The sequence below is a fragment of the Dorea phocaeensis genome (genome assembly GCF_900240315.1).
Classification (GTDB): domain Bacteria; phylum Bacillota; class Clostridia; order Lachnospirales; family Lachnospiraceae; genus Dorea_B; species Dorea_B phocaeensis.
Genome location: NZ_OEPZ01000002.1, coordinates 165,496 through 180,532, shown reverse-complemented (window position 1 = coordinate 180,532; position 15,037 = coordinate 165,496). Strand labels below are relative to the sequence as shown.

18 protein-coding genes are annotated in these 15,037 nt (G+C 44.3%); 14 read left to right on the top strand and 4 right to left on the bottom strand.

From position 1 onward, the window contains the following. The first annotated feature begins 16 nt into the window (after positions 1–16). The 9 genes from C0979_RS04755 (at position 17) to C0979_RS04720 (ending at position 7,618) form a co-directional block, all read left to right on the top strand. Positions 17–1,516: a sugar ABC transporter ATP-binding protein gene (locus C0979_RS04755; protein WP_101694933.1), complete on the top strand. Its 1,500-nt coding sequence runs from the start codon at positions 17–19 to the stop codon at positions 1,514–1,516. Between the two features lie 16 nt (positions 1,517–1,532). Then, entirely contained in the window at positions 1,533–2,603 is a 1,071-nt protein-coding gene (locus C0979_RS04750) for a galactose/methyl galactoside ABC transporter permease MglC (protein WP_101694932.1), read from the top strand. Between the two features lie 36 nt (positions 2,604–2,639). After that, positions 2,640–2,945, top strand: a complete 306-nt coding sequence (locus C0979_RS04745; RefSeq protein WP_242962647.1) for a hypothetical protein — start codon at positions 2,640–2,642, stop codon at positions 2,943–2,945. A gap of 108 nt (positions 2,946–3,053) precedes the next feature. Continuing rightward, positions 3,054–3,959, top strand: a complete 906-nt coding sequence (locus C0979_RS04740) for a glycoside hydrolase family 25 protein (RefSeq protein WP_101694931.1) — start codon at positions 3,054–3,056, stop codon at positions 3,957–3,959. A gap of 91 nt (positions 3,960–4,050) precedes the next feature. Further along, positions 4,051–5,154 (top strand): DUF362 domain-containing protein, encoded by a 1,104-nt coding sequence (locus C0979_RS04735; RefSeq protein WP_101694930.1) that lies wholly within the window; start codon positions 4,051–4,053, stop codon positions 5,152–5,154. Between the two features lie 34 nt (positions 5,155–5,188). Then, on the top strand, positions 5,189–5,836 hold the full coding sequence (locus C0979_RS04730; RefSeq protein WP_101695317.1) for an endonuclease III domain-containing protein: 648 nt from the start codon (positions 5,189–5,191) through the stop codon (positions 5,834–5,836). Between the two features lie 91 nt (positions 5,837–5,927). Continuing rightward, positions 5,928–6,485: a TlpA family protein disulfide reductase gene (locus C0979_RS04725; RefSeq protein WP_101694929.1), complete on the top strand. Its 558-nt coding sequence runs from the start codon at positions 5,928–5,930 to the stop codon at positions 6,483–6,485. Positions 6,486–6,549: 64 nt separating this feature from the next. Then, on the top strand, positions 6,550–6,705 hold the full coding sequence (locus tag C0979_RS11970) for a CD1871A family CXXC motif-containing protein (protein ID WP_173814590.1): 156 nt from the start codon (positions 6,550–6,552) through the stop codon (positions 6,703–6,705). A 4-nt stretch (positions 6,706–6,709) separates the two neighbouring features. Beyond that, entirely contained in the window at positions 6,710–7,618 is a 909-nt protein-coding gene (locus C0979_RS04720; RefSeq protein WP_101694928.1) for a 4Fe-4S binding protein, read from the top strand. Here the strand turns inward: C0979_RS04720 and C0979_RS04715 are convergent. Continuing rightward, complete coding sequence (locus C0979_RS04715; RefSeq protein WP_101694927.1) at positions 7,578–7,823, bottom strand: hypothetical protein; 246 nt, start codon at positions 7,821–7,823, stop codon at positions 7,578–7,580. The genes C0979_RS04720 and C0979_RS04715 overlap by 41 nt on opposite strands. A 106-nt stretch (positions 7,824–7,929) precedes the next feature. On the opposite strand from C0979_RS04715, the gene C0979_RS04710 reads away from it, so the two are divergent. Both C0979_RS04710 and C0979_RS04705 read left to right on the top strand, forming a co-directional pair. After that, entirely contained in the window at positions 7,930–10,389 is a 2,460-nt protein-coding gene (locus C0979_RS04710; protein WP_101694926.1) for a cation-translocating P-type ATPase, read from the top strand. Further along, complete coding sequence (locus C0979_RS04705; protein ID WP_101694925.1) at positions 10,386–11,057, top strand: HAD family hydrolase; 672 nt, start codon at positions 10,386–10,388, stop codon at positions 11,055–11,057. The genes C0979_RS04710 and C0979_RS04705 overlap by 4 nt, the downstream gene beginning before the upstream one ends. Before the next feature lie 54 nt (positions 11,058–11,111). Here C0979_RS04705 and rd read toward each other — a convergent pair whose 3' ends face one another. The 3 genes from rd to C0979_RS04690 all read right to left on the bottom strand — a co-directional run bounded on the left by rd (position 11,112) and on the right by C0979_RS04690 (position 12,733). After that, on the bottom strand, positions 11,112–11,273 hold the full coding sequence (gene rd, locus C0979_RS04700) for a rubredoxin (protein ID WP_101694924.1): 162 nt from the start codon (positions 11,271–11,273) through the stop codon (positions 11,112–11,114). 36 nt (positions 11,274–11,309) lie between these two features. Beyond that, positions 11,310–11,684: a desulfoferrodoxin family protein gene (locus tag C0979_RS04695; RefSeq protein WP_101694923.1), complete on the bottom strand. Its 375-nt coding sequence runs from the start codon at positions 11,682–11,684 to the stop codon at positions 11,310–11,312. 185 nt (positions 11,685–11,869) lie between these two features. Beyond that, complete coding sequence (locus tag C0979_RS04690) at positions 11,870–12,733, bottom strand: class I SAM-dependent methyltransferase (RefSeq protein ID WP_101694922.1); 864 nt, start codon at positions 12,731–12,733, stop codon at positions 11,870–11,872. A 185-nt stretch (positions 12,734–12,918) separates the two neighbouring features. Here C0979_RS04690 and C0979_RS04685 point away from each other — a divergent pair, with 185 nt between their 5' ends. The 3 genes from C0979_RS04685 (at position 12,919) to C0979_RS04675 (ending at position 14,878) form a co-directional block, all read left to right on the top strand. Then, entirely contained in the window at positions 12,919–13,755 is an 837-nt protein-coding gene (locus C0979_RS04685; RefSeq protein WP_101694921.1) for a Uma2 family endonuclease, read from the top strand. Between the two features lie 199 nt (positions 13,756–13,954). Continuing rightward, entirely contained in the window at positions 13,955–14,194 is a 240-nt protein-coding gene (locus tag C0979_RS04680) for an RNA polymerase sigma factor (protein WP_101694920.1), read from the top strand. 6 nt (positions 14,195–14,200) lie between these two features. Beyond that, positions 14,201–14,878, top strand: coding sequence for a zf-HC2 domain-containing protein (locus C0979_RS04675; RefSeq protein WP_145995102.1), 678 nt, complete (start codon positions 14,201–14,203; stop codon positions 14,876–14,878). The last annotated feature ends 159 nt before the right edge of the window (positions 14,879–15,037 follow it).

The following is a 15,037-nucleotide window of genomic DNA, read 5'->3' as shown; positions in this document are numbered from 1 at the left end:
GAATGGAGGAATGGTCATGGGACAGGAAGTTCTTTTACAGATGAGTAATATCAGTAAAGAATTCCCAGGAGTAAAGGCTTTAGATAATGTTTCTCTGACTGTAAAGAGAGGAACCGTACACGCACTTATGGGCGAGAACGGTGCCGGTAAATCCACATTGATGAAGTGCCTGTTTGGGATGTATAACAAAGATGGCGGAACGATTAAATTAGAAGGAAAAGAAGTAAACTTCAAGAATTCTAAAGAAGCGCTGGAGAACGGTGTGGCAATGGTGCACCAGGAACTGAACCAGGCATTAAAGCGTAACGTTATGGATAATATCTGGCTTGGACGTTATCCAAAAGTTGGCGGGGTCATGGTAAACGAAAGAAAGATCTATCAAGATACTCTTGACGTGTTTAAAGAACTGGAAATTGATGTAGATCCAAAACGTGTAATGAGCACAATGCCAGTGTCACAGAGACAGATGGTAGAGATTGCAAAAGCAGTTTCATTTAATTCAAAAATTATTGTATTTGACGAACCTACTTCCTCACTGACAGAAGAAGAAGTAGAACATTTATTTAGAATCATTAATATGCTAAGAGACCGTGGATGCGGTATTATCTATATATCACATAAGATGGCAGAGATCAAACGTATTTCTGATGAGATTACAATCATGCGTGACGGTACTTGGGTTGCAACAGAACCAGCAGATGATTTGTCTATGGATGATATCATTCGTCTGATGGTAGGACGTGAGCTGACGAATCAGTTCCCACCAAAAACCAATAAACCGGGAGAGGTTGCATTGGAAGTAGAGCATCTGACTGCTCAGTATTCTATGCTCAAAGATGTATCTTTCAATGTCAGAAAGGGCGAGATTGTCGGTATAGCAGGCCTTGACGGAAGCGGACGTACAGAAACGCTTGAGAATATTTTTGGAATCGCTACGAGAAAAGAAGGTGTCATCAAACTGGATGGCAAGGTCGTTAAGAATCGTAACGCTAGGGAGTCCATCAAGAATGGATTTGCCCTGTTGACAGAGGAAAGACGGGCAACGGGTATCTTTGGAATTTTGAGTATCCGTGAGAATACAGTTATTTCAAGCCTTAAAAAACATAAAAAAGCCGGACTTTACTTAAGCGAAAAGTCCATGAAGGCAGATACAAAATGGTCCATCGATGCGATGAGAACTAAAACACCTACGCAGGAAACAAAGATTCGTTCTCTGTCAGGTGGTAACCAGCAGAAGGTTATCCTTGGAAGATGGCTTTTGACTGAACCGGAAGTTCTGCTTCTGGATGAGCCTACCAGAGGTATCGACGTTGGTGCAAAGTATGAGATTTACCAGTTGATTCTTGATCTGGCAAACAAGGATAAAGTTGTTATGGTAGTATCATCTGAGATGCCTGAGCTCTTGGGAATCTGCGACAGAATTCTGGTTATGTCAGGAGGACGTTTGGCAGGTGAAGTAGATGCAAAGACAGCTACTCAGGAAGAAATTATGACCCTTGCGGCAAAATATGTATAGAGGAGGCCGGTTTTAAATGAAAACAGTTGAAAATTTAAAAAGACGTTACGCTGATTTCCAGGCATTAGACGCCAAAGATAAAAGAAATTATTGGAAAGAGTTCGCACTCAATAATGCACTGTATGTATTGATTATTATTGCGATTATTTATACGGCAGTACAGAATCCGAACTTTACTACACCAGCATCTATTGTAAATATTATTTCCCTTTCTGCGGCAAATATTCCGATCGCAGTAGGTATCGCTGGATGTATCGTACTTACAGGAACAGACCTTTCAGCAGGTCGTGTAGTTGGGCTTACAGCATGTATCGCAGCAGCTCTTTTGCAGGCAGCTGATTACCCGACAAAGATCTTCCCAGAACTTGGGGTAGTTCCGATTCCGTTGGTTATTTTAGTAGTAGTTGCAGTTGGTGCGGTTGTAGGTCTTGTAAACGGATTCTTCGTAGCACACTTTAAGTTACATCCATTTATCGTAACACTTGCTACACAGTTGATCGTATATGGAGTTCTGTTAATGTTCATTATGATTAATGGAAATAACGGACAGCCTTTATCAGGACTTGACCAGTCATTTAAGGATTTTGTAACAGGAAGTGTAATCAAGATCAGTGGAGTTCCGATTCCAAACTATGTATGGTACGCTTGCTTTATCGTAGCACTGATGTGGTTTATCTGGAATAAGACTGCATTCGGTAAGAACATGTTTGCAGTAGGTTCTAACCCAGAAGCAGCAAACGTATCTGGTGTTAACGTAGCAAAGACAATTATTTTAGTACATACACTTGCTGGTGCTATGTATGCAATCACAGGATTTATCGAGTCTGCACGTATTGGTTCTAACCAGGCAAATACTGGTCTGAACTACGAGTGTGATGCCATTGCAGCCTGCGTTATCGGTGGTGTATCTTTCGTAGGTGGTACTGGTAAAATCCGTGGAGTTGTAATGGGAGTATTTATCTTAAGAATTATCTTCGTAGCATTACAGTTCCTGGCAATCAACCAGAGCTTACAGTATGTTATTAAGGGTCTGATCATCCTCGTTGCTTGTGCGATCGATATGAGAAAGTACCTGGTTCGTAAATAATTAAGAGCCAAAACAAAACAGAAGGGAGAAGCGGATATGGAAGAACAGCAGAAGGAAGAGCTGGAAGAAACGGTTCGTACGGAAGAAGATGAAATGATGGAGCCGGAAGAACAGCCAACAGACAATAGCGCTTGGAAGAATAAAGCCAGACCGGCAATCTATGCGATGGCAGGATTTTACCTTGCCTACCTGTCCTATCAGATGTTCAAACAGATATCCGTTACGTCCGGAAGTGAACAGACAATGATGATTGTATTCTCAATCTTGTTTGCGGTAATCGGGGTTGGGGGAATCTTGTTCGGCTTAATGGCAGGATATAAGAATACAAAAGATCGTAAGTAGAAGAAAGACCTGTCTGCATCAGGAAAACTGATGTGGGCAGGTCTTTTTTTATGTTATAATTGTGGAAAGAAATGAGAGGGAGATTAAAAAAGGATAAGGAGGCATCGAATGGTTAGAGGAAAATATGTGGCGGCTGTTGGTATCTTGACGGCAGCAGTTATGTTGCCAGGCTGTGAGGGAGGATCGGAAGAGAAGAAGGGACAGGAAAAGAAAGAAAAGCAGGAAGTTACAGAAGAAAGTACAGACAAGAGTAGTGAAAAGAAGCCAGAGATTCTTCATTTTGTCGATGTCTATGGGCAGCCTTATGAGGTGGAGATCCGACCGGAAATTGAAAAGCATACGTATAATTTGGATGGATTCTTACATGACGGCTATCAACTTTCCTATACGGGAGATGAGCGTTACACTTATCGGCTTGGTGTTGATGTTTCCGAGCATCAGGGAGAGATTGATTGGGAAAAGGTGAAAGCAGTTGGTTATGATTTCGCATTTATTCGGGTAGGATACCGGGGATATGGGGAGGCAGGGCGGCTTTGTACTGACGCTATGTTTCATCAGAATATTGTAGAGGCGCAGAGTGTGGGAATAGACGTTGGTGTGTATTTCTTTGCTCAGGCAGTCAATGAAGCAGAGGCGGAGGAAGAGGCGGATCTGGTGCTTCAGCAGTTGGCCGGGTATCAGCTTCAGCTTCCGGTGGTCTATGATCCGGAGAGTATTCTTGATGATGAGGCGCGAACAGACAATGTGTCCGGAGAACAATTTACGAAAAATACGGCAGTGTTCTGTCAGAAGATCAAGGAAGCAGATTATCAGCCGGCAATTTACAGCAATATGCTGTGGGAAGCGTATGAACTGGATTTGAAGGTGTTGGAAGAATACCCGATCTGGTATGCGGATTACGAGCTCAAACCTCAGACCCCTTATCGATTTGAATTTTGGCAGTATACCAATCAGGGTGCAGTGGATGGCATTGAGGGAGAGACGGATTTGAATATTCAGTTGATAAAACAATAATTGAGACTGCAGCAATAAAGCAATAGCCGAAATTGTGACAAATATGTTATGATAAAAAATATGGAAAAGGAATTACAGGAGGATAAGAATTATGGAGAAATCAAAAGTATATTATACAACAATGAAAGCATCGTTTCACGAGAATCTTCCACAGAAATTGAAACGTTTGATTAAGACGGCAGGAATCGGGGAGATTGATTTTGAAAATAAGTATGCGGCAATTAAGATGCATTTTGGAGAGCCGGGAAATCTGGCATTTCTGCGCCCGAACTATGCAGCGGTTGTAGTGGATATGGTGAAAGAGCTGGGGGGAAAACCATTTTTGACCGATTGTAATACGCTGTATGTAGGAGGACGTAAAAATGCGCTGGATCATCTGGAATCTGCATATAAGAATGGATTTTCACCATTTTCAACAGGATGTCATGTGATTATTGCAGACGGATTGAAAGGAACTGATGAAGAACTGGTGCCGATTGACGGGGAATATGTGAAAGAGGCCAAGATTGGACGTGCAGTTATGGATGCAGACGTATTCATTACATTGAATCATTTTAAGGGACATGAGTCAACGGGATTTGGCGGTGCTCTTAAGAATATCGGTATGGGATGCGGATCAAGAGCTGGAAAGATGGAGATGCACAGTGCAGGAAAGCCATTTGTAAATCAGGAAGATTGTATTGGATGTTATAATTGTGTGAAGATCTGTGCGCATGATGCGCCGGTGATTACTTCCGGGAAAGCGTCCATTGATCACGACAAATGTGTGGGCTGTGGAAGATGTATTGGTGTTTGTCCAAAAGATGCAGTCTGTGCGGCAAGTGATGAATCCAATGATATTTTGAATAAAAAGATTGCAGAGTACAGTCTTGCGGTTGTAAAGGATCGGCCGCATTTCCACATCAGTTTGGTAATTGATGTATCTCCGAATTGTGACTGTCATGCAGAAAATGATATTCCGATCGTTCCGGATGTGGGAATGTTTGCATCCTTTGACCCAGTGGCTTTAGACCGTGCATGTGCAGATGCAGTGAATCGTCAGCCAATTATTGCGGGAAGCCAGTTGGATCAGATGCCACATGTACACCATGATCACTTTATTGATTCTGCACCAACGACAGACTGGAAAGTATGCCTGGAGCATGCGGAAAAGATTGGCTTGGGAACTCAGGAATACGAATTGATTGAAATTTAAAAGAACCGGAAACCAAGTGGAAAGGAACAAGCAGATGGCGAGACAGACTAAGAAACAAAAGCTGGCGCTGGAAATTATTGAACGTCTGAAAAAAGAGTATCCAGATGCTGGCTGTACGCTGGATTATGATCAGGCTTGGAAGCTTTTGGTTAGTGTCCGGCTGGCAGCGCAATGTACCGATGCCAGAGTGAATGTAGTTGTAGAAAAATTGTATGAGAAGTATCCGGATGTAGCGTCTCTTGCGGCAGCAGCGCCGGAAGATATAGAGGCAATTGTGAAGCCTTGTGGGCTTGGAAGAAGCAAGGCGCGTGATATCAGCGCCTGCATGAAGATTCTGCAGGAAGAATATGACGGAAAGGTGCCGGATGATTTTCAGAAGCTTCTGGCACTCCCGGGGGTCGGAAGAAAGAGCGCTAACTTGATTATGGGAGACGTCTTCGGGCAGCCGGCAATTGTAACAGACACACATTGCATTCGTTTGGTGAACCGAATGGGCCTGGTGGACGGAATCAAGGATCCGAAGAAGGTAGAGATGGAGTTATGGAAATTAATTCCGCCGGAGGAAGGAAGCGATTTCTGCCATCGGTTGGTATATCATGGAAGGGATGTCTGCACGGCGAGAACCACACCTCATTGCGATCGGTGCTGCGTGGCAGATATCTGTAAGAAGGCAGGCGTTTAATCGGGGACGGAGTTTTTTGAAAAAGTACACGTCCCCAATGAAAATTACCCTGTCCCCAATGAATCCACAAAACGTGAACAGGAGATGAATAATGAGGAAAAGAAGAGCGATTATCGTAGGTCTAGGGTGTCTGGCGCTAGTATTTTCCACAACGGCGTGTGGAAAAGAAGCAGAAAACAGTGGACAGACTGTGGAAAACCAAGAGGAAACTGGCGATGAAAAGAAGGATGGATTCGGTGCATTTGAGTCGGAGACATTGGATGGTGAGAAGGTGACGGAAGAGATTTTCCAACAGGCAGATCTTACCATGGTAAATATCTGGGCAACATTTTGTGGTCCATGCATTCAGGAGATGCCGGATTTGGCTCAGTTAAGCGAGGAGTATCAGGATAAAGGAGTTCAGATTATAGGGCTGATTGGTGATGTGGGAGAGGCAGGAAATGAGACGGCTGCTGTGATTATCGAAGAGACGGGAGCTGATTATACGCACATCGTTGCGTCACCGGGACTCCAGCTTGGAATTTTGAACCGGATTAGTGCCTATCCAACGACTGTGTTTGTAAATAAAGAAGGAGAATTTGTAGACAAGGCGTATGCCGGGGCAAGAGATAAAGCAGCCTGGGCAGAGATTATTGATCAGCTGCTGTAAAAGCTGTTATGGAGTTATTATAGAACTATTACAGAGCTGTTATAAAGAAAGAGGAGAACCGGTTATGAGAACAGGAAAGGAAAGACAAACCGGATGGATTCGCACAGGGCTGCTGGGAGTGGCAGCTCTGTGCATTGTTATTGGTGCCGTTCGTGGAGAAGCGCAGGAAGTGCTTGTGAAGGCGGTTAATATCTGTCTGGAATGTATTGGAATAGGATAAAACGATGAAGAAGCTGATGAGAAATATAAAGGAACATGCAAGAATCTGGGTGCAGATTGTATTTGCGGCAGTCTCCAATGGATATCTCTATGGATATATGACAGGGCAAATTTACCGAGGACCATTAAAAGCGGCATGTATGCCGGGGCTGAATTGTTATTCTTGTCCGGGTGCTCTTGGCTCTTGTCCAATTGGGTCTTTGCAGGCGGTATTGGGAAGTCGTAATTACCGGTTTTCTTTTTATGTGCTTGGTTTTTTGATGCTGTTTGGTTCCTTGTTTGGACGTTTGATCTGCGGATGGCTGTGTCCGTTTGGATTGGTGCAGGATTTGCTGTATAAGATTCCATTTTTTAAGAAGAGAAAGAATTTACCGGGGCACAAAGTTTTGGTGTGGGTCAAATATGTGATTTTAGTTGTGTTTGTGATTCTGCTTCCGCTCCTGGTAGTGGATTTTATCGGCCAGGGAAGTCCCTGGTTTTGCAAATATATTTGCCCAAGTGGAACACTTGGGGCAGGAATTCCGTTATTGGCTATGAATGAATCGCTTCGTGATGCGGCCGGAGCTTTGTTTTTATGGAAATCGGGGATTCTACTCGTACTTCTGCTGCTTTGCTTGATGGTATATCGGCCGTTCTGCAAATATATTTGCCCGTTAGGCGCTGTTTACAGCCTGTTTAATCCTGTGGCTGTTTATCGATATCAGGTAGATGAAGAACATTGCACGAAGTGTGGGAAATGTCAGAGAGTATGTAAGATGGACATTAAAGTGTGGGAACAGCCGAACCACAGGGAATGTATCCGCTGTGGCGACTGTATCAAAAATTGCCCGGAACACGCAATTATGCGTGTTGGAAAAACATCTGGTAAGAAGACTAATTCGACTGATTCATCAGCGTCTTCAGATATTCCATAAGTTCCATGTCATCGGCAGTCAGCTTTAAGTTAGAGCAGTAATTTTCGCCGTTAGGTGTTGTGACATTCCATTCGATAATGGTTCCTTCTTTGAGGGCATTCTGCGAGACTGCTTTTAGAAATAGTGGGAATTTTGGATGATTTGCGCGAAAGCGATCTACACATTCTTTGACTTTCTGCAGCATTGCAAGTTGATTAAAATTCATAATAGTTCACTCCTTCTTCGGATTAAATGCTTTCTATGAAAGATTATAACCGGGGAAGAAAGAAGCGTCAAATATCATTTTCATACAACTAAAGGAGGCGGATAGCATGAGACGCAGAGGCAGAAAGGCTGTAAAAAAGACGGCCGGACAGGAGCAACAGGAGAAATGGGAAGAAGAGAGAATCCCTGTAAGACGGTATCATCCAGATTATAGGGAAGGGTTAAGAGAGGCACAGGTACGGGAACACCGCGAAGGTGGATGGACCAATATATCTGTAGAACCGCCGACGCAGACGACCAAAGAGATTATCCATGAAAATGTATTTACCTATTTCAACCTGATATTTGCAGTGCTGGCAGTCCTTTTATGTCTGGTAGGCTCCTTTCGAAATCTGACTTTTCTTCCGGTGATTATAATCAACACTTTGATTGGAATCGTTCAGGAGATTCGGGCGAAGAATGTACTGGCAAAGTTGAACATGCTGAATGCTCCTCAGGCACATGTCGTGCGAAGTGGCAGGGCGTCTTGGGTAGATTCGGAAGATCTGGTGCTGGATGATATTGTGATTTTTCATGCCGGGAATCAGATTTGTGCGGATGCAGAAGTGGTGTTTGGAGAAGTGAGGGTAAATGAGTCGCTCCTGACTGGAGAGGCGGATGAGATTGTCAAGAAGCCGGGCGATCATTTGATGTCGGGAAGCTTCGTGGTTTCCGGAGAATGTCGTGCAAAGCTGGAAGCGGTGGGGCCGGACTCTTATATTTCACAGCTGACGCTGGAAGCAAAATCTATGCAGAAGAAGGAGCAGTCAGAAATGATCCGCTCTTTGGATAAATTGGTAAAATTCGTGGGAATTGCGCTGATTCCAATTGGAATCGTGCTGTTTGTGCAAAGCTTCTTCTTTAACCATGAGGGCTTCCGCTCCAGTATTGTTTTTATGGTGGCGGCGGTGATCGGAATGATTCCGGAAGGTCTGTATCTGCTGGCCAGTGTTGCTTTGGCAGTCAGTTCTATGCGGTTGGCGAGCAAAAAGGTGCTGCTGCACGATATGAAGAGTATTGAGACGTTGGCGCGGGTCAATGTGCTGTGCGTGGATAAGACGGGAACGATTACGGAAAATGCAATGTGTGTGAAGAAGTTGATTCCGACAGAGCACTATGAGAAAGAGACCATGCCAAAGCTGGAGAAGATGGTTGGTGATCTGGTGAGCGCCATGAGTGATGATAACATTACTATGAAGGCGATGAAGGAATGTTTCCGAGAGGGAACAGGAGCGAAGCTGATTCGTGTGATCCCATTTACCTCAGCGGTAAAATATAGTGCAGTCGTTCTGGAGAAGGGAGCTTATGTGGCAGGTGCGCCAGAGTTTGTACTCCGGGAGGATTATCCAAAATATGAGGCGGAAATTTCAAAATTTGCAGGGTGTGGATATCGGGTGTTGGTTTTTGGAAGTTATGATGCAGAGCCCGACGGGAAGCCGCTGACAGGGAAGGTTCTTCCTCTTGGTTATATTCTGCTGGCAAATCCGGTTCGGAAAGAAGCGCCCGAGACTTTCTCATATTTCAAGGAACAAGGAGTGGAAGTGAAAGTTATTTCCGGGGATAATCCGCTGACCGTATCGGAAGTGGCGAAGGAGGCGGGCATTCAGAATGCGGAGTCATATGTGGATGCAACGTCTCTTCGGACGGAAGAAGAAATCTTTGCGGCAGCAGCCAGGTATACCGTATTTGGCCGTGTGACACCGGCGCAGAAAAGGCAGCTGGTGCAGGCGCTTCAGCAGCAAGGGAACACGGTTGCCATGACGGGAGATGGTGTCAATGATGTGCTGGCGCTAAAAGATGCGGACTGCAGTGTCGCTATGGCATCAGGAAGCGACGCGGCAGTGCAGGCTTCCCAGGTAGTGCTGATGGATTCTAACTTTGCCTGCATGCCATCGGTGGTTTTGGAAGGCCGAAGAGTCGTAAATAATATCCAGCGGTCGGCGAGTCTGTTTCTGGTAAAGAACATTTTTTCTTTCCTGTTAGCGCTGTTTTCTGTTGCATTTATGATTACTTATCCGTTGGAGCCGTCTCAGGTATCTTTGATTAGTATGTTTACGATTGGTGTTCCGGCATTCTTCCTGGCGCTTCAGCCAAATAAAGAACGGATTGAAGGGCATTTCTTGACGAATGTGATATTGAAAGCACTCCCGGCTGGATTGACAGACGTACTGGCAGTCGGTGCGCTGGTGGTGTTCGGAAGAACTTTCGAAGTTAATGGAACCGATATTTCCACGGCAGCTACGATGCTTCTTGCAATTGTAGGATTTATGATTCTGTATCGGATCTGTCAGCCGATGAACTGGCTGCGAGGAATCGTGTGGGGCGGCTGTATCGCAGGAATTTTAGCCTGCAGTATTTTCCTTCCGGAATTATTTGCGATTACAGGGATGTCACCAAAGTGTATTATGCTGTTCGTGGTCTTTTCCATTGCGACAGAGCCGGTTCTTCGTTATCTGACAATGTTTGTGGGATGGCTTGGAGATCGCTACGCGGCATTCGTAAATAGATATAGGAGGAAGAAGAGATGACAGGAAGGCTGGAGCAGATAGAAGCAATTATTTTTGATATGGACGGGCTTTTGTTTGATTCGGAGCGGATTGTGCAAAGATCTTGGAATGATGTGGGAGAGCGGCTTGGCTTTTCTTATGTGGGAAATCATATCTACCGTACTCTTGGGATGAACCGAGCGGGAAGGCTTGCATATTTTACAGAAGCGATTGGTGCAGAATTTCCTTTTGAGGAGTTCTGTGTGCAAACCAGAAAAAGATTTTATGAGATTGTGGAAGCGGAGGGGCTTCCTATGAAACCGGGAGTCAAAGAGCTGCTTTGGTGTGGAAAAGATAAGGGATACCGGATGGCAGTGGCAACTTCTTCCAGCAAAGATTATGCGTATGGAAATTTAAAAAATGCAGGGATTGACGGATTTTTTGACGGATTCGTCTATGGAGATATGGTGCAGCATGCAAAACCGGATCCGGAGATCTATCAAAGGGCGTGCAAGACAGTAGAAAGTGATCCTAAGAGAAGCCTTGCGCTGGAGGATGCACCGGCAGGGATTCGTTCAGCATATGGGGCGGGACTGATTCCGATTGTGGTTCCAGATCTTGTGGAGCCGGATGAGGAAATCCGAAAGCTTGCGTATCGGCGATGTGATTCTCTGTTTGATGTGATCGAATTGTTGGAGAAAAGGGGATAACTTGAATAAAGGCGTAAAAAATGCGGCAGGCTAAATTCCTGCCGCATTTTTGTTTTACTCTTCTACTACGAATACTTCTTTTCCCATTCCACAGATTGGGCATACCCAGTCATCCGGAATATCTTCAAAAGCAGTTCCTGGCTCGATTCCGCCATCTGGATCGCCTAATTCAGGATCATATACATATCCGCATGGTTCACATAAATATTTTTTCATAGTTTGGTTCCTCCTTGATTCATATAAATTTGTTTTTTAATTATTATCTTTTTTCCATAATCCGTGAAGATTACAGTATTCGTAAGCTGCAATGAATTCATCTCCATCGGTGAGAAGAAATTCAGCTTTCGGTTCGTCTCCCGGCGCCAGTTTCTTGAACTGGAATCCGTATTTCGTCTCAATGTAGATGCCGGTGATATAATGCTCTTCCAGCATAGGGTGAGCGACGGAGCCGACAGATACCTCAATAAGGTTTTCCTTTATCGTTACGACAGGAACATGTTTTTCCTGTGCGGCATCTGTTGTATTAGCAGTCAATTCTGTTAATTCAGGTACAGCAGTTGTATCAGCAACTGTTATGAATTCCTGAAAAATATTTTGTGACTGTGTATCTTTAAAAAATCTACTCATAAGCTACCTCCTTGTGTGATTTAACTTTATTGTTAACACTTTATGTATGATTAATCAGCTTTGTACATTGATTGTGCGGCAATGCTATCTTACATACCTGACCGCTACTGTCTAAATGCTTTATCTGTATCCCATCATACGTGACGAGCGCTTCTTTTTCTGTGACAAAGTCACAAAAGAAAGAATTAGTTATCTGCTTCCCAGCGTCCGGAAGCTCCGCATGGAAGGATCAGCCCTGAATCTGTGACGGGAAGACCGATTTCCTGGGACTCTACGTGACCGTTATAATGCTTTAATTCGGTGCCGATCATGTAAGTTAAAACAGCTGGAGCCAGACCGGTAGTGTAAGAGTTTACTAGGAAAAACAGCGGTTTTTCAGATAAAATCTTCGTGCACAATTTGATCAGCGGATGAATCGCATCCTCGATTTTCCAAATTTCGCCTTTCGGGCCTCTTCCGTAGGAAGGCGGGTCCATGATAATGGCATCGTAGTGGTTGCCGCGACGGATTTCCCGTTCTACGAATTTGACGCAGTCATCCACGAGCCAGCGAATCGGTCGGTCGGATAATCCGGAGGATGCTGCATTTTCTTTGGCCCAGGAGACCATTCCTTTGGAAGCGTCTACATGGGTGACGCTTGCGCCGGCAGCAGCGGCAGCTAAGGTGGCGCCTCCGGTGTAGGCGAACAGGTTCAGTACCTTGATCGGACGTCCGGCATTTCTGATTTTCTCAGAGAACCAGTCCCAGTTGGCAGCCTGCTCAGGAAAAAGACCAGTATGCTTGAAACTAAATGGCTTCAGGTTAAAGGTTAATTCCTTGTAATGAATCTGCCACTGCTCTGGAAGATCGAAGAATTCCCATTCACCGCCGCCTTTTTTGCTGCGGTGGTAATGTCCATTCATATGTTTCCAGTTTCGGTTGCGCTTCGGAGTATCCCAGATTACCTGCGGATCGGGACGTACAAGAATATAGTCACCCCACCGTTCCAGCTTCTCTCCTTTGCTGCAGTCTATGACTTCATAATCGTTCCAATTATCTGCAATCCACATATATTTTAATATCCTTTCTGCTAAAAAACTCATTTTTATTATCATAATCTATTTCGGGAGAAAAGTACAGTGGAAAATGAAAAGGAAAGGGATAAAAAATGGATTGAATTAGGCTTTAATGGTTTGAAAACGGCTTAAAAAGTGTTATAATTGGATTTGATAAAAGAAAAAGAGGAGGACGGACTATGACAATTCAAGAAATGAAGGAACGCAAGCGGGAACTGGGTTATACCAATGAGCAGGTGGCAGAATTATCAGGGATTCCTCTTGGAACGATACAGAAGATTTTTGGGGGAAAGACAATGGCGCCGCGATATCAGACGATGCAGGCGCTTGAGAAGGTATTAAGGAGACGGGAAGAGCCGGTGGGGTATCAGTATGGCGCCTGGGCACAAGAACGCTTAGTTATGAGGGAGGAATGCACAGCTTATGGTCAGAAGCGTCAGGGAGAATACACACTGGATGACTATTATGCATTGCCGGATGAACAGAGGGTGGAACTGATTGACGGCGTGATATACGAGATGTCTGTGCCGACATCAGTTCATCAGTTAATGAATGGTTTTATTTATGCAAAATTTTTGGAATATACAGCAGGAAAAAACGGGAAGTGCCTGCCCATCGTCTCACCCATAGATGTGCAGCTTGACTGCGATCAGAAGACGATGGTTCAGCCGGATATTGTGATCGTGTGCGACCGGGATAAGGTGATTCGAAGATGCGTGTATGGAGCGCCGGATTTTGTGATGGAAATCTTGTCCAAAGCTACCAGGAAGAAAGACATGGTGACGAAGCTGAATAAATATATGAATGCGGGAGTACGGGAGTATTGGATGCTAGATCCGGATCAGAAAAGGGTGCTGGTCTATGATTTTGAAGCGGAAAACTACCCGACAATTTACAGCTTTGAAGCGAAAGTTCCGGTTGCTATCTGGGATGGAGAGTGTGAGATTGATTTTGCAGAAGTCTATAATTACGTAAGATTCCTGTATGAACGGGAGGAGAATGCAGATTTTTCATAAATTTTCACGAAATATTGTAACAAACCTGACCTTTCACGGATATATAAGTACATTCCGGTAAAGCGAGGAGGTGAAGAAAGTGTTGGATATGGATGAGGCATACCGGGAATAAGCACAAATGGTGTACAAGTTTCTTCTGTCTTTGTGTTATGAAGAGGAGATGGCAGAAGAACTGACATAGGAGACGTTCTATCAGGCGGTGCGTACGTCAAAGAAATATGATGGAAGCTGTAAGGTATCCACGTGGCTTTGTCAGATTGCAAAGCATCTCTGGTATCGGGAGATGGAACGCCGGAGTAAGAGAGGAACCAGTGAACTGACGGATCAGATACCGGTAAGTGAACTTCCTCCGGACGAATATCTGACACTGAAGGAAGAAAAGATAGAGCTGTTTAGAAAGGTACATGTACTGGATGAGACGGCGAAGGAAATCATGTGAAATTAATTGGGAGATTTACTGCCAAGTTATATGGATGGGCTGACCAGCGAAGAAAGCAATCAGGCAGTAGAAGAACATTTAGAAGAGTGTGAAACATGCAGGGCTTACTTTCAGGCAATGAAGGGAGCGGTAGCTTCAGAGCGTTATGTTGAAAAGAGCAAAGAGGAGATCAAAAAAGAGATTCATCCACTTAAAAAGATTGAGAGAGAAACCAGGAAAAGAATTGTAATTGCCGTATTTGCTGTATTGCTTACAGTGGGAATTCTAGGAACCCTATATGAGTCATTATATGGAACTGGAACGCAGGCGAGCGCAGAGGATGTGAAGATTGCTTGTAGTAAAATCGGTGATTTCGTGACGATAGAATTTCTGCCGACGGATGATTCCTACTATATAGAGATCTGGGGTGGAGCCTATTCTACGGATGAAAACGGGAAGGAAACTTATGAATGGAATAAAATTCAGCCGGTAAAATGGCGGACGAAACCTTTTGAAACTCGAAACAAGACGGGGGCACATTGGGGATTTCAATTCCTTGATGAGGATACCATTGTGGATCAAAATGGGGAGACGATTCAGTTGACGGGGGAAGAGTCGTTGGAAATCGAATTTGCCGGAGAGTCGAAGGTGGTTAAGATTGCCGAGCTTTATACAGAAGAAGGAAGGGAAACGCTGGAGAGGTGATGTGAGACAGTGCGGTAAGATTCGGATGCCCAAAGTATCCGTTAGAAGGTCAGAAATTTGAGTAGATTTTAGCTTGCAAATTTTCAAACTTTTTTCAAAAGAATCTCCGTTTCCGCTTTCCTGAAAATACTCTATAATGAAGGAAATATCTATTTTTTA

Bases quoted from the DNA above. Each gene is read 5' to 3' on its own strand.
- C0979_RS04755 (WP_101694933.1), top strand. From the start codon at position 17: ATGGGACAGGAAGTTCTTTTACAGATGAGTAATATCAGTAAAGAATTC.
- C0979_RS04750 (WP_101694932.1), top strand. From the start codon at position 1,533: ATGAAAACAGTTGAAAATTTAAAAAGACGTTACGCTGATTTCCAGGCA.
- C0979_RS04745 (WP_242962647.1), top strand. From the start codon at position 2,640: ATGGAAGAACAGCAGAAGGAAGAGCTGGAAGAAACGGTTCGTACGGAA.
- C0979_RS04740 (WP_101694931.1), top strand. From the start codon at position 3,054: ATGGTTAGAGGAAAATATGTGGCGGCTGTTGGTATCTTGACGGCAGCA.
- C0979_RS04735 (WP_101694930.1), top strand. From the start codon at position 4,051: ATGGAGAAATCAAAAGTATATTATACAACAATGAAAGCATCGTTTCAC.
- C0979_RS04730 (WP_101695317.1), top strand. From the start codon at position 5,189: ATGGCGAGACAGACTAAGAAACAAAAGCTGGCGCTGGAAATTATTGAA.
- C0979_RS04725 (WP_101694929.1), top strand. From the start codon at position 5,928: ATGAGGAAAAGAAGAGCGATTATCGTAGGTCTAGGGTGTCTGGCGCTA.
- C0979_RS11970 (WP_173814590.1), top strand. From the start codon at position 6,550: ATGAGAACAGGAAAGGAAAGACAAACCGGATGGATTCGCACAGGGCTG.
- C0979_RS04720 (WP_101694928.1), top strand. From the start codon at position 6,710: ATGAAGAAGCTGATGAGAAATATAAAGGAACATGCAAGAATCTGGGTG.
- C0979_RS04715 (WP_101694927.1), bottom strand. From the start codon at position 7,823: ATGAATTTTAATCAACTTGCAATGCTGCAGAAAGTCAAAGAATGTGTA.
- C0979_RS04710 (WP_101694926.1), top strand. From the start codon at position 7,930: ATGAGACGCAGAGGCAGAAAGGCTGTAAAAAAGACGGCCGGACAGGAG.
- C0979_RS04705 (WP_101694925.1), top strand. From the start codon at position 10,386: ATGACAGGAAGGCTGGAGCAGATAGAAGCAATTATTTTTGATATGGAC.
- rd (WP_101694924.1), bottom strand. From the start codon at position 11,273: ATGAAAAAATATTTATGTGAACCATGCGGATATGTATATGATCCTGAA.
- C0979_RS04695 (WP_101694923.1), bottom strand. From the start codon at position 11,684: ATGAGTAGATTTTTTAAAGATACACAGTCACAAAATATTTTTCAGGAA.
- C0979_RS04690 (WP_101694922.1), bottom strand. From the start codon at position 12,733: ATGTGGATTGCAGATAATTGGAACGATTATGAAGTCATAGACTGCAGC.
- C0979_RS04685 (WP_101694921.1), top strand. From the start codon at position 12,919: ATGACAATTCAAGAAATGAAGGAACGCAAGCGGGAACTGGGTTATACC.